The sequence below is a fragment of the Pseudoalteromonas agarivorans genome, assembly GCF_024518735.1.
Taxonomy (GTDB): domain Bacteria; phylum Pseudomonadota; class Gammaproteobacteria; order Enterobacterales; family Alteromonadaceae; genus Pseudoalteromonas; species Pseudoalteromonas atlantica.
This window is the reverse complement of sequence record NZ_JANIGJ010000014.1, coordinates 67,702-86,891: the sequence shown is the minus strand read 5'-3', so window position 1 is coordinate 86,891 and position 19,190 is coordinate 67,702. Positions and strand designations below refer to the sequence as shown.

Genomic DNA, 19,190 nt, shown 5'->3' with positions numbered 1-19,190 from the left:
GCCACACTTTCCTCCTTTCTGAAATAAAAAAGCCAACTAACTTTAAGGTAAGTATAGTTGGCTTTTGAATTATTCCAGATTTTTTAAAAGTGTATTGGTATGTTTTCTACACTAGCCTGTCATAGTAACAAACTCTTCTGAGCCTGTAGGGTGCAGAGCAACAACGGCATCAAAATCAGCTTTAGTTGCGCCCATTTTCATAGCAACCGCAAAGCCTTGAATCATTTCGTCAACGGCAAAACCAATGCCGTGTAAGCCAACTACTTTTTCTTCAGGGCCTACGCATACAAGCTTCATTGCACACGGTTGGCGGTGTTGTGTAACGGCTGTGTACATAGCGGCAAAGCCCGACTTGTACACTTTTACGTTTTCTTCACCGTGGCGAGCAATAGCTTCTTGCTCGGTTTCACCAATAGTACCAATAGGTGGGTGGCTAAATACCACGGTAGGTACAAGACTGTAATCCATTTTTAAATCATCAGGTAGGTCTTTATTAAATAAACGCTCTGATAGGGTGCGGCCGGCTTTAACAGCGACAGGCGTAAGTTCTATACCGTGCTCAATAATATCGCCTACAGCATAAATACCAGGTACGTTTGTATTTTGATATTCATCTACTTTTACATAACCAGAGCTATTTAGTTCAACCCCTGCTGCTGCAATGTTAATTACATCGGTGCTTGGCTCGCGGCCAATAGCCCAAATTACTTGGTCAACATTTTGGCTGTAACCATTTTCAAAATGAATGGTTAAGCTACCATCGCTTTCTTTAACAATTTCTTTAGGCGAGCATTCGGTATGCAGTGTTGGGCCTTCTTTTTTCATGATCTCTACCAGGGTTTCAACCAGTAGCGTATCAAAATTACGAAGCGGCGCGTGTCTGCGTACAAATAAATGAGTTTCTGTGCCTAAACCATGCAGTACACCGGCAAGTTCTACAGCAATGTAGCCTGCGCCAATTACCGCTACTCGCTTTGGCTGCTCTGTTAATTCAAAAAAGCCATTTGAGTCTATACCGTACTCAGCACCTGGGATATTAGGAGTATGCGGACGTCCACCTACTGCAATCAAAATATGGTCAGCCGTGTAATGCTCGCCGTTTACTTCTACGGTTTTGCTATCAACAAATTTAGCAAAACCATTAATTACGGTTACGCCATTGTTAGCTAAACCGTTGTCGTATCCTTTGTGAATGCGACCAATGTACGCTTCGCGGCTCTCAACGAGTTTGCTCCAGTTAAAGTCTTTTACTTCTACGTTAAAGCCGTAATCAGGTGCATATAAGTTAATTGCTTCAGCAACTTGTGCGCCATGCCACATTACTTTTTTAGGCACACAGCCTACATTAACACAGGTGCCGCCCATGTGTTTTGCTTCGATAAGCGCTACTTTAGCGCCACGCATTGCCGCACGGTTAGCAGAGGCAATACCGCCACTACCACCACCAATCGCAATGTAATCAAAATGCTGAGCCATGTTTTATCCTCAAAAAATATATTTAACTATAATGTGCCGATGATAGCATATGCTAAGTGCAAGTCACCCAGCGCGGCGCGCTAAAAAGCTGATAAATACAACAAACGAAATTGTTTATTATGCCGATCAGTTTCATCCTAAGCTATATTAGACCCATTAATGGAGGCTTGTATTTCACCGTTTTGCCCCAACTTCAAATTCATAGTCAATTAAATTGAGAAAATTCATGAGCGAAGCACAAATAAATCCACTCATTGGCCTAGAAGGCTTACCCCCGTTTTCAAAAATAAAGCCAGAGTACGTAGTACCGGCACTAAAGCACGGTATAGAGCAATGTCGTAAAGCCATAGATGACGTGTTAGAAAAAGGCTCGTTTACATGGAACGATTTAGTATTACCCCTTGAAGAAGCCGACGATAAACTCTCGCGTATGTTTTCACCGGTATCGCACCTTAATTCAGTCATGAATAACGACGAGCTGCGTGAAGCCTACGAGCAATGTTTACCACTTATATCTGAGTACTCAACATTTGTCGGGCAGCATCAAGGCCTGTACGAAGCGTATAATGCGCTTTATAACAGCGATGAATTTAAAACACTCAGCACTGCGCAGCAAAAAACCATCACCAACGCCCTACGTGATTTTAAACTTTCAGGCATTGCATTATCAGCAGAAGATCAAAAGCGCTACGGCGAAATTAGCACGCGTTTATCTGAACTTGCCTCTAAATTTGGCAACAACGTAATGGATGCAACGCTTGCATGGCATAAACACATTACCGATGAAAGCCAATTGGCAGGCTTACCAGAGTCGGCATTAGCGCTTGCTAGCGAAACAGCTAAAAGCAAAGGTTTAGACGGCTGGGTATTTACGCTTGATTTTCCGTCTTACTTACCGGTAATGACCTATGCAGATAACCGCGAACTGCGCAAAGAAACCTACACAGCATTTTGTACGCGCGCTTCAGATCAAGGCCCTAATGCGGGTGAGTTTGATAACTCAGCCATTATGAAAGAAGAGCTTGCACTACGCCATGAGCTATCGCAGCTATTAGGGTTTAATAACTACGCTGAAAAATCATTAGCAACTAAAATGGCCGAGTCGTCAGCGCAAGTTTTCTCATTTTTAGAAGATTTAGCCGCTAAGTCTAAGCCTCAAGCAGAGCAAGAAGTGGCAGAGCTAAAAGCCTATGCTGAGCAACACCATGGTATTACTGAGCTTCAAGCATGGGATTTTGGTTACTACAGCGAAAAGCTCAAGCAAGAAAAATACGCAATTTCAGATGAAGTACTGCGCCCTTATTTCCCTGCTGATAAAGTACTTAGCGGTTTATTTGAAACCGTTAACCGCCTTTTTGGTATTAAGGTAAAAGAAGTAAGCGACTTTGATAGCTACCACAGCGATGTTCGCTTTTTTGAAATTTTTGATAGCAATAACACATTGCGCGGTCGTTTTTATCTTGATTTATATGCACGCGAACGCAAACGTGGCGGCGCGTGGATGGATGACTGTATGGGTCGTAAAGTGCGCGCCAGCGGCGAATTGCAAACACCCGTGGCATACTTAGTGTGTAACTTTAATAAAGCGGTAGGCGACAAACCGGCGCTATTTACACATGACGAAGTAACCACGCTTTTCCACGAATTTGGCCATGGTATACACCACATGCTTACCCAAGTTGATGCTGCTCCTGTTGCTGGTATTAACGGCGTTGCATGGGATGCCGTAGAACTACCAAGCCAATTTTTAGAAAACTGGTGTTACGATGAAGAAGCGCTGAGCTTTATTTCAGGCCACTTTGAAAGTGGTGAGTCATTACCAAAAGAGCTACTTGATAAGCTACTGGCTGCTAAAAACTATAATTCTGGCATGCAAATGCTGCGTCAGATTGAGTTTTCGTTGTTCGATTTTAGAATCCACCACGACTACCAGGCAAACCAAGAGTGCCAAATTCAAGCGATTTTAAACGATGTACGTAGCCGCACGTCGGTGGTTAACCCGCCTGAGTTTAATCGTTTTCAACATGGCTTTAGTCATATTTTTGCAGGTGGCTACAGCGCCGGTTACTACTCGTACAAATGGGCTGAGGTACTCTCTGCCGATGCATTTTCTAAATTTGAAGAAGACGGTATTTTTAACGCCGAAACAGGTAAAGCCTTCTTAGAAAATATTTTAGAAAAAGGCGGCAGTGAAGAACCTATGGAGTTATTTAAAAAGTTCCGTGGTCGCGAGCCAAATGTTGATGCGCTACTGCGTCACAGTGGTATAGCTGCATAAACAACTACTTAACCTTATAAAGCGCCTATATGGCGCTTTTTTTATGTTTTTTAATATATTGGCCAATTGTTTTTAGTAATTTTAACCTCCCGTACTATGCTTTGTGTATACGCAGCAAAATGGACTAGGGCATGGCAAAGTTGGTACTAACGATTGATGACGATTTGTATGTTCATCGAATTATTGAAGAGGCTTTAGCGGGCTTTTGTAAGCTTATTCACGCTAAAGATGGCGAACAAGGACTTAAGCTAGCCAAAAAGCACACGCCCGACATAATTTTACTTGATATAGAAATGCCCGGTAAGTCCGGCTACCAAGTATGCCAAGCATTAAAAGAAGATGAGTCAACACACGATATACCCGTTATGTTTTTGTCCTCTAAGGTGGAGCTTAACGATAGAGTAAAAGGCTACAGCGTAGGCGCGTCTGACTACATAATAAAACCCTTCAACACCGAAGAGCTAATGGCACGCATTAAAGTGCTTTATGAGTACCGGCAGCAGTGTGAAAAGCTAAAATTTGATGTAGCTAAAGCGCAAGATACCGCCGCAATGGCTTTGGCGGAGTCGGGAGATATGGGGCGTATTGTTAGGTTTGTGGGGCAAAGCTATCACTGTCATAACTTTCAGTCGTTAAGCGAGCACTTACTTGCCTTTTTTAGCCCGTTTAATTTAGACGTGGTTATTGTGTTTTGGTATCAGGGGGGCAGCTATTTTTATAGTTTAGAAAGTGGTGTATGCCCGCTCGAGCAGGAGCTTTTAGAGCAGCACCGTAATGCCAACCGATTTGTGGATATTGGTAACAGCACCATTATTAACTACCCCAAAATATCTTTATTAATTAAGAATATGCCGGCTGATAATCGTGCTTTATACGGCCGTTATAAAGACTTATTCCCGCACATACTCGAAGTGACAAACGAAAAGGTCGTTGCTATGGAAAGAAACGAAAATAGCTTTGAACAAGCCACCCAAATTAGCACTGCTTTGCAAGATATAGTAAAGCAGCTTACCAGCCAAAATGTTGTACAAAACGACTACACAAGGCAGTTTATAGAGCAGCTTCATGAACTTAACTGTGCAATTAAGCAAACACAAGCACACGCCAATCCTGCCGATTTAACTTTATACATGTCGCAATTAGACGAAACTATGCAACTGCTAGTAACCGCAAATAGTGATTTAGCGTTTATAAAGTACCAGCTTAAACAAGTGACCGAGAGCCGCAACGAATTATTGTGCAGCTTACGCTCTAAAGTAGAGGAGGCCAGCTCACATAGTCTTGCGCATCAAAGCGATATAGAGCTATTTTAGTGCTTTAACGCTTGTTATACTGCAGCTGAAATTTTTCGTCGGAGTGTGTAGTGGTTATTCAGTGTGCTTTTAAAGAGTGTCGCCCATATTTAAATGAGCTAGAAACGCGTTTTAACTTAGCCCAATGGGCGCAAAGTTGTAGCGGTTTTACTCTGCATTACGACGATAAGGGCCTTAGCCTTTTAAAAAGCGACGAGCCTAAACTTAGCGCAATAAACGTAGACTTTGTAACAGGTGCTGTTGCTCATAGGCGTAAGTTTGGCGGCGGCAAAGGCCAATCAATCGCAAAAGCGGTAGGGTTAAATAAAGGCGCAACCCCTGTTGTACTTGATGCCACCGCCGGGCTTGGCCGAGATGGCTTTGTGCTAGCGTCACTTGGCTGTAAGGTTATACTGCATGAGCGCCACCCTGTGGTAGCAGCTTTATTATTTGATGGCTTAAAACGCGCTTACGAAGATGCAGAGATTGGTTCTTGGATGCAGCAAAATATGAGCTTAGTGTTTGGCTCAAGCCACACGTTGTTAGAGCAGTGCGAGAGCATGCCCGATGTAGTGTATTTAGATCCTATGTTTCCACACCGAGAAAAATCAGCGTTAGTTAAAAAAGAAATGCGCGTATTTCAGGCATTAGTAGGCGCAGATACCGACGCCGATGACTTACTTGAATTTGCCTACCCACTTGCCAGTAAGCGTGTGGTAGTTAAACGCCCCGATTACGCCCCATTTTTAAACAACCAAACCCCCAGCATGCAAATTAAAACAAAAAAGAACCGTTTTGATGTGTATGTAAAAGCGGCCATGGTTTAACGGCATTTAGCGTGTTGATCGGCTTTAAGGATCTAGGATCTTAGCGCGCTTTTATGTTAGAATTCGCACAATTTTTTGGCATAGTAAAGTAGCACAGCAATGATCTTAGATGATATTCGCATCGTTTTAGTTAATACCTCACACTCTGGCAACATTGGTTCGGCGGCTCGCGCCATGAAAACCATGGGTTTATCAAAACTGTATTTAGTGGACCCTGCTTGTGAAGTAGACAGCCATGCAAGCGCCTTAGCAGCCGGTGCAACCGATGTTTTAGGTAATGCGGTTATTGTTGATACCGTGGCTGATGCGATTGCCGATTGTGCATTAACTATTGGTACGAGTGCTCGTTCACGCACGCTGTCTTGGCCTATGGTTGAGCCACGTGAATGCGGTGAAAAGCTAGTTGCTGAGGCTGTAAACGGTCCTGTAGCGCTTGTATTTGGCCGTGAAAACAGCGGATTAACTAACGAAGAACTACAGCTGTGTAATTACCATGTATGTATTCCTGCAAATCCACAGTACAGCTCGCTTAATTTAGCTATGGCGGTACAAACGCTAAGCTACGAAACGCGTATGGCGTTTTTAAATCAGCAGCCAAAGGTTGAGCAAGCAGACGATGAGACTGCTTACCCAAGCTCAAAACAAACAGAGTTATTTTACGAGCATTTAGAAGAGACGCTCGATAACACCGGTTTTATTATTAAGCAGCATCCAGGTTTAGTAATGACCAAGCTACGCCGTTTGTTTAACCGTGCACGCCCTGAAGAGGCAGAGCTAAATATACTGCGCGGCATTCTTACCTCAATTAATAAATCTATTCCTAAGTAAGGTATAGCGATTGGTTATAAAAACCTGCGGGTAAATAACGAGCTAATACTTGACTAAAACACTCAAGTAATTACAATACACCTAATACTTGACCAAAAAGGTCAGGTATTAAAAATTTGTTAATAGAACAGTGTTCTTTAATCAAATTTTTATCAAGTGATAATACTTGACTATTTTACTCTGGTAATTAAAATTTGCACTCTTTTGTGCGGGGGGCGTTATGAAGTTAACATCAAAAGGCAGATATGCCGTAACAGCTATGCTGGATGTTGCACTACATGCGAGTGTAGGTCCTGTTGCCCTTGCTGATATTTCACAAAGACAAGAAATTTCTTTGTCTTACCTTGAGCAATTATTTGCCCGTTTACGTAAAAATGGCTTAGTGAGCTCGGTTCGTGGTCCTGGCGGCGGTTATTTGCTAGGCCGAGAAGCCGCGGTTATCTCTGTTGGCGATGTAATTAGCGCCGTAGACGAATCGGTAGATGCAACACGTTGCCAAGGTGCCGATACCGGGTGTCAAAGCGGTATGCGTTGTTTAACTCATAACCTATGGTCTGATTTAAGCGCACGTATCGAAGAGTTTTTAAATAATATTACCTTAGCTGAATTGGTGGAAAAATCAGATGTGAAAGAAATCGCATCTCGCCAAGATAACAGCATCAATAATGCAATTAAGCAGTTGGAAAACATTCAAGTAAGCTGTCAACTATAAAAGTTGACCTGCAGCGGAGAGAGAAATGAAGTTACCGATTTATTTAGATTACGCAGCGACCACGCCTGTTGACGAGCGTGTTGCAAAAGAAATGATGCAATGCCTGACAATGGACGGTAATTTTGGTAATCCTGCGTCACGTTCGCACCGTTTTGGTTGGCAAGCTGAAGAAGTAGTTGACCAAGCGCGTACAGACATTGCCGATTTAATTAATGCTGATCCGCGTGAAATTGTTTTCACATCGGGCGCAACAGAATCAAATAACCTTGCAATTAAAGGTGCAGCGCAGTTTTACAAAAAGAAAGGTAAGCACGTTATTACCGCTAAAACCGAGCACAAAGCAGTAATCGATACGTGTCGTGAACTTGAGCGCCAAGGCTTTGAAGTAACCTACATGGACGTTGAAGAAAACGGCCTGTTAGATCTTAAAAAGCTTGAAGAAACTATGCGTGACGACACTATTCTTGTCAGCATTATGCACGTTAATAACGAGCTAGGTGTAATTCAAGATATCAATACTATTGGCGAAATGTGTCGCGAACGTAAAATTATGTTCCACGTAGATGCAGCACAAAGCGCAGGTAAAGTATTAATCGACGTACAACAGCTTAAAGTTGATTTTATGTCGTTCTCAGGCCACAAAGTATATGGCCCTAAAGGTGTTGGCGCACTTTACGTTCGTCGTAAACCACGTGCTCGCCTAGAAGCGCAAATGCACGGTGGCGGCCATGAACGTGGTATGCGCTCAGGTACACTTGCAACTCATCAGCTAGTAGGTATGGGTGCAGCATTTAGAATTGCTAAGCAAGATTTTGAAAAAGATCACGCACACATCAGCGCATTACGTAAACGCCTAATTGACGGCATTATGGCTGATATGGACGAAGTATACTTTAACGGCGCACAAGACCAATCAGTACCAGGTATTGTAAACATCAGCTTCAACTTTGTTGAAGGTGAGTCGTTACTTATGGCAGTAAAAGACATCGCGGTATCATCAGGGTCTGCGTGTACATCAGCAAGCTTAGAGCCTTCATATGTACTACGCGCACTTGGCCGTAACGACGAACTAGCACACAGCTCAATTCGTTTTAGTATTGGCCGTTTTACTACCGAAGAAGAAATTGATTACACCGTTGAATTAATGAAAAACTCTATCGGTCGCCTACGCGAGATGTCTCCTTTATGGGAAATGCATCAAGAAGGTGTTGATTTAGATTCAGTTGAATGGGCTCACCACTAATACGAGTGAGCACCTACCGTAGCAGGTAATGAGGATAGAATTATGGCTTATAGTGATAAAGTAATCGACCACGTAGAAAACCCACGTAACGTTGGTGTTTTAGACAAAAATGATCCGTCAGTGGCAACGGGTATGGTTGGCGCACCAGCATGTGGTGACGTAATGAAATTGCAAATTAAAGTATCGTCTGAAGGCGTTATTGAAGATGCAAAATTTAAAACATACGGTTGCGGCAGTGCAATTGCTTCATCATCACTTGTAACAGAGTGGGTGAAAGGCAAAACACTAGACGAAGCATCAACTATTAAAAACACTGATATCAGTGCAGAGCTTGAATTACCACCAGTGAAAATTCACTGTTCAATTTTAGCTGAAGATGCAATTCAAGCAGCAATTGCTGATTACAAAAGCAAACAAGCGAAGTAAGAGAAATTCATGGCAGTGACATTGACAGATGCGGCAGCAAACCGCGTACAATCATTTTTAGCAAACCGCGGTAAAGGTTTAGGCCTGCGCGTTGGCATTAAAACGACGGGCTGTTCAGGTCTTGCTTATGTACTCGAGTTTGTTGATGAGCTTAACGAAGACGATGAAACCTTTCAAGCTAAAGGCGTTACTTTAATTGTTGACGCTAAAAGCTTGGTTTACATTGACGGCACTGAGCTTGACTACACCAAAGAAGGCTTAAATGAAGGGTTTAAATTTAATAACCCTAACCAAGCCGACGAGTGTGGTTGTGGCGAAAGCTTTACTGTTTAAGCTCAGCTACCTTTGTAGTATTTTTAAGCCCTGCCAGTAATTGTAGGGCTTTGTTATTTGTGAAATTTGTATTTCTAAATTTTATTGGTTGAAGCTATGCGTTACTTTGAGTTATTTGCAATACCAGTTGATTACAACATTGACTTGGCAACAATAAATAAGCATTACCTAGAGCTGCAGCGCGCAGTGCATCCCGATCGCCACGCTAATGCGAGCAGCCGTGATAAGTTAATGGCCGTACAAAGTACCGCTGAAATTAACGATGCGCTACAAACGCTAAAACACCCAGTAAAACGAGCTGAATATATGCTCAGCGAACTAGGTGTTGATATTCGAGCTGAGCAACAAACACTGCAAGATCCAATGTTCTTAATGCAGCAAATGGAACTGCGTGAAGAGCTAGAAGAGCTCGCTTCAGCAAATAATCCTGAGGCTGCTATCGCCAATTTTGAATCACAAATAAAGCAATTAAAAATCCAATACAGTAATGAACTTGCCGAGCAACTTGCAAGTAACGACGAGGCGCAATATCAACAAGCTGCTGACAACATTCGCAAATTAAAGTTTGTATATAAATTAGAAGACGAACTTGAGCGTATTGAAGACAGTTTATTTGACGATTAATTACTTGCTGTAAAGCGAGCAACACGAGTTTAAAGAGCATTATGGCATTATTGCAAATTGCTGAGCCGGGGCAGAGCGCGGCACCACATGAACACAAATTAGCAATAGGTATTGACCTAGGTACCACTAATTCATTGGTTGCAACGGTACAAAGTGGCGAAGCCCGCACATTAACAGATGACCTTGGTGCAGCCATGTTGCCATCGGTTGTGCGTTACCAAGCTGGCGGCATCACGGTAGGCACCGATGCTGCACAAGCTGCAACACAAGACCCAGCCAATACCCTTATTTCAGTTAAGCGTTTTTTAGGTAAAACCCAAGCCGAAATAGAGCAAAGCTACGGCCAATTACCGTACCAGTTTTGTGAAGATAACGGCTCACTTGCCATTCAAACCGATGCCGGAAAAATCAGCCCTGTTAAAGCCTCTAGCCATATTTTAGCGGCACTTAAAGCGCGTGCAGAGCAAAGCTTTGGTAATCAAGAGATTTTAGGTGCAGTAATTACTGTGCCTGCGTACTTTGATGACGCACAGCGCCAAAGCACTAAAGATGCAGCCGAACTTGCTGGCATTAACGTATTACGTTTATTAAACGAGCCAACCGCTGCGGCAGTCGCTTACGGGTTAGACTCGGGCCAAGAAGGTATCATTGCTGTTTACGATTTAGGCGGCGGCACCTTTGATATTTCTATACTTCGCTTACACCAAGGTGTGTTTGAAGTAATGGCAACTGGCGGTGATTCAAGCTTAGGTGGCGATGATTTCGATTCGTTATTAGTCGATTACTTTAAGCAACAAACTGGTATTTTGGCATTATCGCCTTCTGTGCTTCGCTTATTTATTAATAAAGCAAAAGCCTGTAAAGAAGCGCTAAGCCAGTACGCAAAAGTAAATGTAGTGCTTGAATTTGACGAGCAAAAACACACCGTAGAAGTGACACGCGAAACCTTTGACGAGCTGGCTATGCCACTTGTTAAAAAAACACTTCGTTCGTGTCGTCGTGCAGTAAAAGATGCCGGCATCGAAAACGAAGAAGTGCTGCAAGTTGTAATGGTAGGTGGTTCAACTCGCATGCCACTGGTTCGCAGCCAAGTTGAAGGTTTTTTTGAAAAAGAGCCGCTAACATCAATCGACCCAGATCGTGTTGTTGCACTAGGTGCTGCATTACAAGCTGATGTATTAGTAGGTAATAAGCCCGATTCTGACATGCTATTACTTGATGTATTGCCACTGTCACTTGGCCTTGAAACGATGGGTGGGTTAGTAGAAAAAATAATCCCGCGTAATACCACTATTCCTGTTGCTCGTGCGCAAGAATTTACTACCTTTAAAGACGGCCAAACGGCAATGTCTTTACATGTGCTACAAGGTGAACGCGAACTAGTTGACGATTGCCGCTCGCTGGCTAAATTTAGCTTAAAAGGCATACCGGCTATGGCAGCAGGCGCTGCACATATTCGTGTTACCTTTAAAGTGGATGCCGATGGCTTGTTAAGTGTATCAGCAATGGAAAAATCAACGGGTGTGCAAGCTGAAATCCAAGTTAAACCATCGTTTGGCTTATCTGATGACCAAGTAGCTAACATGCTCAAAGAGTCAATGAGCAACGCTAAAGGTGACATGCAAGCACGTATGCTTAAAGAGCAACAAGTAGAAGCGCTACGTGTTATAGAAGCACTAGAGGCGTCACTTGCTAGCGACGGTGACTTGCTCGACGATATTCAACTTGCTAATTTAAAAGCTGAAATAAGCGAGCTTGCTAAAGTGCGCGAGACCGCACAGCAACCAGGTGAAATTAAAGCCGCAATTGAAAAAGTAGATAACGCTAGCAGCGATTTTGCCTCGCGCAGAATGGATGCATCAATTAAAAAGGCCCTTACAGGGCAGTCAGTAGACAACGTTTAAAGAGGTTAGAATGCCACAAATTATTTTTCTTCCCCATCCGGAATTATGTCCTGACGGTGCAGCACTTGAAGCGCCTGCGGGCGAAACAGTCCTTGATGTGGCCCTTAAAAACGGCATTAGCATTCCACACGCATGTGAAAAATCGTGTGCATGTACTACATGCCATTTAGTGATCCGCGAAGGCTTTGACTCACTAGACGAAAGCGATGAGCTAGAAGACGACATGCTAGATAAAGCTTGGGGCTTAGAGTCAGAATCTCGCTTAGGATGCCAAGCAGTTATTAGAGATGAAGACTTAGTGGTTGAAATACCTAAGTACAATCTCAATATCGTTAATGAAGAGCACTAGTTTTTAATTAACGAGAATTTTTTAAAAGCCGCTGTTTTTTACAGCGGCTTTTTTGTTTAAGAGATTGTATAAGCACGTAGCAGCGACTTTATGTCGCGTTTTTAAATGAATGATCACGTAATCATAATCGCGGGGTAAACCCGCTGCTACATCTTACACCGTAGCAGCGACTTTATGTCGCGTTTTTAAAATAGGCCTAGATCTAAAGTGATCACGTTTTACAGGTCGAATTACAGTCAAGGAATTATCGCTTTTGGCTAAACCCGCTGCTACGCGTTTTACCTAACCCATAAAACTATTTCGGAGGTCTATTTTGAGTAATCTAATTTTTTGTGACTCGTTTATTAATGGTGAATTTTATAAAACCAATAAACGTTTTAGCGTTGACGACCCCGCGACCGAAAAAAGTATTGTTGAAGTAAGTGATATAGACGAGCAAGGCGTTAATAGCGCAATAAAGGCAGCGCAAGGTGCGTTTGTTAAGTTAAAATCAACCAATGCCACTGAGCGAAGTAATACGCTAATGCGTTGGTATGAGCTGATAATAAAACACAAGCAAACGCTTGCTGAGCTAATGACAAAAGAGCAAGGTAAACCGCTTAAAGAGTCGTTAGGTGAAATAGACTATGGCGCTGGGTTTATAAAATGGTTTGCAGAAGAAGCTAAACGCAGTTACGGCGATGTGATCCCCCCAACCGACGATACACATAGATTAACGAGCTTTAAACAACCTGTAGGCGTTGTGGCTGGCATTACTCCTTGGAACTTTCCGGTTGCTATGGTGACACGTAAAGTGGCGCCAGCATACGCTGCAGGCTGTAGCTTTGTGCTAAAACCTTCTGAATATACGCCTTTATGTGCTTTGGCATTGGCATACCTTGCCGATCAAGCTGGGTTTGTAAAAGGGGCTTTTAACGTACTGATTTCGCAAGACGCAAAAACAGTCGGACAAATACTTACAGACTCAGAAGTGGTGCGCAAATTTACTTTTACAGGTTCAACAGGCGTAGGCAAGCAGTTACTTTCTCAGTGTGCGGGTACGATTAAACGTACCTCCATGGAACTTGGCGGAAACGCCCCCTTTATTATTTTTGATAACGCCGATATAGACGAAGCAATCGACGGCCTCATGGCGGCTAAGTTTAGAAACAGTGGCCAAGCATGTGTAGCCGCAAACCGCATTTTTATTCAGCGCAGTATTTTAGATGAAGTGCTGAGTAAAATTACGCCTAAAGTAGCCGCATTAAAAGTAGCCAATGGGTTTGAAGAGGACGTAGACATTGGCCCCCTTATTTACCCAAAAGCGAAAGAAAAAGTGCAGCAGCTTGTGCAAGATGCACTTGATAAAGGCGCAGACCTAATAGGGGATAACGGCGACTTAGGTGGCAGCTTTCAAAATCCGCTTATTGTTACTAACGTAACGACCGAAATGGATATATACCACGAAGAAGTATTTGGCCCGGTATTAACTGTTATTCCTTTTGATGAGGAAAGCGAAGTACTAGCCCTTGCTAACGATGTTCCATATGGCTTAGCGGCTTATTTTTACAGTCAAAATATCAAGCAGATTTATCGTATTAGCGAAGGGCTTGAGTTTGGCATGGTTGGTGTTAACGAAGGGGTTATATCTAACCCTGTGGCACCGTTTGGTGGAGTTAAGCAATCAGGCTTAGGCCGAGAAGGGGGCCATCAAGGACTTGATGAATACCTTGAAGAAAAATATGTGTGTATCAAAGTTTAAAAAATGATGACACCATAAACTATGAAAAATTGGTTACCCAGCACGGCTTAGGTTATTAATACCAATTTGCTTAATTAAGTGATCAATTTGGGGATGGCAAAACGTGTTGATAGCTAGGCAAAAAATTCGCTATTTAGTTGTTCTTGGCAATTGCGCCTGCATTGCTCTACCTTGTGCATCCATGCAGTCGTAAATGAGCTTTTTTTAACGCCGGTAGCGGCACGTTTAGCCCCATAAAATGATTAAATATTATTGCGGAATTGGTACAGGTTTATAACTACAGGTTACCTTTTTATTGCTAGATATAGGCCTAAGTGCTACATTTACGGCATAATTTTTGTTTAAAAATAATCAAAAATAAAAAGAATTTCTACTTGTAGAAATAACCCGTGTGTAAATGCCACCGCAAGGTGGCATTTTTTATAGCTTGAGTAAGTTTAGCTGGCTTATTTTATAGGTGAATAGCCCGGTAGGGTGGTTAAATCAACAAAGTCTAATTGCTCTGCAATTGCGTACTCATTTATGTAGTGCTTATACACTTCACTCTCTACAAATACCGCGAATATATCGGCGTCTAAATGGTTGTTCTCTACCATTTTTCCTAAAATAGCTAAACACTCACTCACAGGCTTTGCTTTTTTATAAGGCCTATCTACTGCTGATAAGGCTTCAAAAATGTCTGCAATGGCCATTAGCCTTGCCGGAATCGACATTTGCTCTTTAGTTAATCCTTGCGGGTAGCCTGTACCATCTAGTTTTTCGTGGTGGCCCAATGCATATTCAGACACATTACTTAAATGTTTAGGGAATGGCAGTGTGTCTAAAATATTTTTAGTCACATCCATATGGCGCTTCATAACGTCGCGCTCGCCGAGCGTTAGTGTGCCCCTGCGTATTTGTAAATTCTCTACTTCATCTGCGTTTAGTAACGGGGTATCTTTGCCGTTTATAGTTAAATGATAGTGAGATGCAATGCGGTCAATATTCGCAACATCTTCATCTGATAAAAATTCGCCACCCACATTAACTCTTTGCAAAAACGCGCGATCTAAAGAAAGTTGTTTTAATTCGGTATCGAGTAAGCGCTCAAATTGTAAAACCTCAATTGGCCTATTGAGCTTCATTGCAGAGATAATTTGTTTTTGATAGCTTATTTCTAAATCACGTTTAATAACTTCAAATTTAGCTTCAATGTGTTCAATACGATCAAAAATAGTCTCTAACTTGGTCGACTTTTCCATGATGTGATCGGGGGTCGCTATTTTGCCACAATCATGAAGCCAGCCTGCTATATCTAGCTCATGGCGGTCTGCATCACTCATTAAAAAGTTAGCCAAGGGACCACGGTCAATTTTATGCACAGCATCAGCAAGCATTAAAGTAAGCGCAGGAACTCGCTTACAGTGTCCGCCGGTATGAGGGGACTTTTCGTCGATGGCCATAGCAATGGTTTCTACAAATTTAGAAAATAGCTCTTCCATTCCCTTAATAAGGGTAGAGTTTGTCAGTGATATAGCGCCTAACGATGCAAATGATCGTATCAATGTGACAAGTTCGTCACTATAAGTGATTATATTGTCGTGTTGATCTTTTACGTTGATCAGTTGGATCACACCAATAATATCATCGGTATGATCTTTTAGCGGAATCGTTAACATAGATTGAGTACGATACCCCGTACGCGCATCCATATTACGCGCAGCGCTCATATCAAAGGGTAGGGCCGCGTATACATCCGGAATGTTAATAATCTCACCAGAGTTAACCGCATGAGCGACAATAGCTGTTTCGTTTTCTTTTCCATCTATAAACAAATCTATATTAGGAAAGTCAACGGGCTTCCCTGAAGCTCCCCCTAAATAGAGGTCTAAAGATTTATTAATAACCGTTTCAAACTTTAGCTGCTTGTCATCTGTAATAGAGTAAATAGTCCCTGCGTCAGAGTTAGAAATAGACATAACAACTTGTAGAATTTCTTCAAGAAGTTTACTCGCATCCTTTTCTGTTGTTAGCCTAATACTAATATCAATAAAGTGATGAAGATTTGTTCTATCTTTAATGTACTCAGACATATTATTACTACTTTGTTTTGTGGATAAAGGCGCCATTCCAATCCTGTGCTAAAGTTTGCAAATCGGTATTTTTAATTCGGTTAATAAAAATGTGGTAAACGTGGTCAGTCAATAAGCTAGTTTCACTTAGCTCTTCAAATAACGATAGAGCGAGTTGCCAATTTTTATTATTGTAATGCTGCATAGCAGTGAACGACTTTTTAATTTCAAATAGCTGGCTTTCGCTTATATCAGCTATAAAGTTGACAGGCTCATATAGCTCAGTTGCATTTACTTTACCCACTACCTGTACTTTATCAATTAAGCGAAATGCAATATGTGGACAAGCAAGCATTGTCTCTTCTGTAACCAGAATAGCTACCCCGTAAAATTTGGTCAAGCTTTCTACTCTTGAGCCTAAATTAACTGCATCTCCAAGTACTGTATAGGCTTTTCTGTACACCGAGCCCATATCGCCAACATTCATTTCGCCAGTGCTTATACCCACACCAATGCTAATGGGAGGAAGCTGCTGCTCAGCAAATGCTTTATTAAGGCTTGTAAGGCCTGCTACCATTGCCATTGCTGCTTCAACACCGTGTTTTGCGTGGTCGCTATCTTCAAGTGGGGCATTCCAAAAGGCCATAATCATATCGCCTACGTATTTGTCTATTGTGCCGCTGTGATCAAAAATAACTTTTGTAGTCGCCGATAAGTACAGATTTAAATAATCACTTAATTGATTTGCGCTCATTCCTTCCGACAGCGCAGTAAAACTTCTTATATCAGCAAATAATACGGTCATATTTCGTTTTATACTTTGCTGAGTAAGCTGTTTACGTTGGCGAATTAACTGCTCAATATGGTCAGGCGGTACATACTGATTAAACATCGATTTAATTTTTCGGCTGTGCTTCATTTCTGCTATAGAGCCAATAAAAACAAAGTAGGCTGCTAATAGGGAAATAAGTAACAGCGGCATAAATAGCGGCAGACTAATTTTTTGTACTGACCATAAATAAAAATTAAGCAATATAACTAGCCCAGCCATACTCACTGAAAGTGTGACAATAAAGCGGGCGCTTTTACGAAAACTTAAAAACGATAAGCAACAGCCCACAAAGGTAATTATTAATAATGTTGCCCCTAAAGCCCATGTGGGTTGAGAAGGTAAAATTTCTGGATGGAGTAGCCCTTCAAAAATATTGGCATGCACTTCTACCCCTGGGTATTGTAAACCCACTGGTGTTGCTCTTAAATCAGCTAAACCAATTGCGGATGTACCAATAAATGCTACGCTGCCTTCTAATTGCTGCTCGGTAACTTTTTTGGTTAATACATCTGTGGCAGAGTAATACTGAAAACTTTTAGCACGGCCTTTGTACGGGATATAAATTTGGCCGTACTCATCTGTTTGAATCCAATGCTCATGAAATTTAACCCCTTCAAAAAAAGTCAGGTCGCCTTGGGCACTCGCGCGTGTTTCAACACTGTCCGCTAAGGTATATAAACGTGCTGCCTCAAGTGCTAAAGAAGGGTAGAGCTTATCACCTACTCTATTAACCAGTGCCGCTTTACGGATAAATCCGTCGTTTTCGCTGTGAGCATTGATAAATCCGTTGCCCGTAGCACTATTTTGCAGCATAGGTATATTAACAGTAGCGCCTAAAAACTGGGTTACTTGGGAGTTACTTTGCTCGCTCTTTGGCCATAGTACGCTTGTCTCTGGCAACGGGTTACGCTGTTTGTATGTATCGTTGTTTAATAAAAAACCCAATACGGTATCGTTACTATTGAGTGCTTTAGCAAAGGTGGTATCAGCGTCTACCTGATGTTTAATATCATTTAACGCTACTTTGTATGCACTTAATAAATCAGGGGCTCTAGATTGAATTTGGTTAACAGGGTTTGTTTCCGGTTCAGAAAAAAATATATCAAATGCAATAACTACAACACCGGCCTCTGTGAGTTTATTTACCAGGTCTGCCATTTTTGCCCGGCTCCACGGGAAACGCCCTTGCTCTTGCATCGTTTTTTCATCTATGTCGATAATAACAACGGTTTCGTCGAGCTGACGGGGAGTATCGGGTAAAGTTAGCAATAGCCTAGAGTCGTAAATAATACCTTCGACCCTATTGAGCAGCTTGGCTAATGCGCCACTAGAGAATAATTCTACAGCAGCTATAAGCAGCGTAATGGCTAAGCCTACAAATAGGTGGCGGTAAATTTTAGGAATATAAACGCGAGAAATAACTATTAATCCTTACTTGGCGTAAACTCAAACGTTCGGCCTTCTCTGGCACATTCAATATTAATATGCTCGCCATAATTTGCCTGTAAATGTGTTTCTATTGCGAGTAGCTCGTCATCGGTTCTTGCTGGGTCGTGGCTTATAATCGCTAAATTTTTAATACACGCTTGCATTGCTAATTCAGCTACTTGCTTAAATGTACTATGCCCCCAACCGTGCTTAAGCGTGAGCTCTTCGGTAGTAAATTGTGCATCATGAATTAATAAGTCAGCACCTTTAATAAACTCAGCCCACTGGGTAACTGTGGTTTTAACAACACCGGGTGGGGCCAATTCGTTATCTGTTATATAAGCAATTTTTTTGCCTTCAGCATGTACACAATACGCTGTGCCCCCGCCTGGGTGATTTAACGGCGCGGTAAATACGTTAAAACTATTTAGAGTAAAGTTTTTTTGAGAAGCAAGCTGAGTGTTTAATGTAATGTTTGCAGGTAAGTGTTGGTAGCTAACCGGAAAAAAAGAGCCAGACATTTGCATTAAAATCGCATTTTTAGTTTGCTCGTCTTCAACATCACCTACAACAATGGTTATATCGCGATCGGCTTGGTAAATAGGCTTAAAAAAAGGAAAGCCTTGAATATGATCCCAATGATTATGCGTTAATAAAATTGCAATGGGGGTCGTGTGCTCTATGAGCTTTTCACCTAACTGTGCAATGCCCGTACCTGAGTCGAGTATCAGGCCTTTGCCATTTGTTTGCTCAACATACACACATGAGGTGTTACCACCAAATTGGTGCGTATGTTCACCCGGAGATGGCATTGAGCCTCTTACGCCATAAAATTTAACTTTCATA

At 42.1% G+C, this 19,190-nt stretch carries 16 protein-coding genes; 12 read left to right on the top strand and 4 right to left on the bottom strand.

Translation table 11 applies throughout. The features are described 5' to 3' along the window. Positions 1-111: 111 nt before the first annotated feature. Positions 112-1,476 (bottom strand): glutathione-disulfide reductase, encoded by a 1,365-nt coding sequence (gorA, locus tag NQT65_RS18800; protein ID WP_054982879.1) that lies wholly within the window; start codon positions 1,474-1,476, stop codon positions 112-114. Positions 1,477-1,702: 226 nt separating this feature from the next. Here gorA and prlC point away from each other — a divergent pair, with 226 nt between their 5' ends. The 12 genes from prlC (at position 1,703) to NQT65_RS18740 (ending at position 14,033) form a co-directional block, all read left to right on the top strand. Then, entirely contained in the window at positions 1,703-3,754 is a 2,052-nt protein-coding gene (prlC, locus tag NQT65_RS18795) for an oligopeptidase A (protein ID WP_256851775.1), read from the top strand. A gap of 131 nt (positions 3,755-3,885) precedes the next feature. Then, entirely contained in the window at positions 3,886-5,067 is a 1,182-nt protein-coding gene (locus tag NQT65_RS18790; protein ID WP_256851774.1) for a response regulator, read from the top strand. Positions 5,068-5,117: 50 nt separating this feature from the next. Further along, complete coding sequence (locus NQT65_RS18785; protein WP_256851773.1) at positions 5,118-5,873, top strand: class I SAM-dependent methyltransferase; 756 nt, start codon at positions 5,118-5,120, stop codon at positions 5,871-5,873. Between the two features lie 99 nt (positions 5,874-5,972). After that, positions 5,973-6,701 (top strand): tRNA (cytosine(32)/uridine(32)-2'-O)-methyltransferase TrmJ, encoded by a 729-nt coding sequence (gene trmJ, locus NQT65_RS18780; RefSeq protein ID WP_248443219.1) that lies wholly within the window; start codon positions 5,973-5,975, stop codon positions 6,699-6,701. A gap of 220 nt (positions 6,702-6,921) precedes the next feature. Continuing rightward, positions 6,922-7,413, top strand: coding sequence for a Fe-S cluster assembly transcriptional regulator IscR (gene iscR, locus NQT65_RS18775; RefSeq protein ID WP_004585770.1), 492 nt, complete (start codon positions 6,922-6,924; stop codon positions 7,411-7,413). Between the two features lie 25 nt (positions 7,414-7,438). After that, a complete protein-coding gene (locus tag NQT65_RS18770) occupies positions 7,439-8,656 on the top strand; it encodes an IscS subfamily cysteine desulfurase (protein WP_004585771.1) in 1,218 nt (405 codons plus the stop codon). A 42-nt stretch (positions 8,657-8,698) separates the two neighbouring features. Then, positions 8,699-9,082, top strand: a complete 384-nt coding sequence (gene iscU / locus NQT65_RS18765) for a Fe-S cluster assembly scaffold IscU (protein WP_004585772.1) — start codon at positions 8,699-8,701, stop codon at positions 9,080-9,082. Positions 9,083-9,091: 9 nt separating this feature from the next. After that, positions 9,092-9,415 carry an iron-sulfur cluster assembly protein IscA gene (gene iscA / locus NQT65_RS18760; RefSeq protein ID WP_138685389.1) on the top strand — a complete coding sequence of 108 codons (324 nt, stop codon included), beginning with the start codon at positions 9,092-9,094 and terminating at the stop codon, positions 9,413-9,415. A gap of 96 nt (positions 9,416-9,511) precedes the next feature. Next, positions 9,512-10,039 (top strand): co-chaperone HscB, encoded by a 528-nt coding sequence (gene hscB / locus NQT65_RS18755; protein WP_256846195.1) that lies wholly within the window; start codon positions 9,512-9,514, stop codon positions 10,037-10,039. A gap of 41 nt (positions 10,040-10,080) precedes the next feature. Continuing rightward, complete coding sequence (gene hscA, locus NQT65_RS18750) at positions 10,081-11,943, top strand: Fe-S protein assembly chaperone HscA (protein WP_256851772.1); 1,863 nt, start codon at positions 10,081-10,083, stop codon at positions 11,941-11,943. A 10-nt stretch (positions 11,944-11,953) separates the two neighbouring features. Then, positions 11,954-12,292 (top strand): ISC system 2Fe-2S type ferredoxin, encoded by a 339-nt coding sequence (gene fdx, locus NQT65_RS18745; RefSeq protein WP_004585776.1) that lies wholly within the window; start codon positions 11,954-11,956, stop codon positions 12,290-12,292. 313 nt (positions 12,293-12,605) lie between these two features. Further along, complete coding sequence (locus NQT65_RS18740; RefSeq protein WP_138685391.1) at positions 12,606-14,033, top strand: NAD-dependent succinate-semialdehyde dehydrogenase; 1,428 nt, start codon at positions 12,606-12,608, stop codon at positions 14,031-14,033. Between the two features lie 446 nt (positions 14,034-14,479). On the opposite strand, the gene NQT65_RS18735 is transcribed toward NQT65_RS18740, so the two are convergent. From NQT65_RS18735 to NQT65_RS18725, 3 genes are read right to left on the bottom strand one after another with little or no spacing between them, the layout of a single operon-like run. Beyond that, a complete protein-coding gene (locus tag NQT65_RS18735; protein ID WP_420875629.1) occupies positions 14,480-16,105 on the bottom strand; it encodes an HD domain-containing phosphohydrolase in 1,626 nt (541 codons plus the stop codon). A 7-nt stretch (positions 16,106-16,112) separates the two neighbouring features. Further along, positions 16,113-18,335 carry a CHASE2 domain-containing protein gene (locus NQT65_RS18730; protein ID WP_420875630.1) on the bottom strand — a complete coding sequence of 741 codons (2,223 nt, stop codon included), beginning with the start codon at positions 18,333-18,335 and terminating at the stop codon, positions 16,113-16,115. Positions 18,336-18,340: 5 nt separating this feature from the next. After that, positions 18,341-19,189: an MBL fold metallo-hydrolase gene (locus NQT65_RS18725; RefSeq protein ID WP_256851771.1), complete on the bottom strand. Its 849-nt coding sequence runs from the start codon at positions 19,187-19,189 to the stop codon at positions 18,341-18,343. Between the last annotated feature and the right edge of the window lies 1 nt (position 19,190).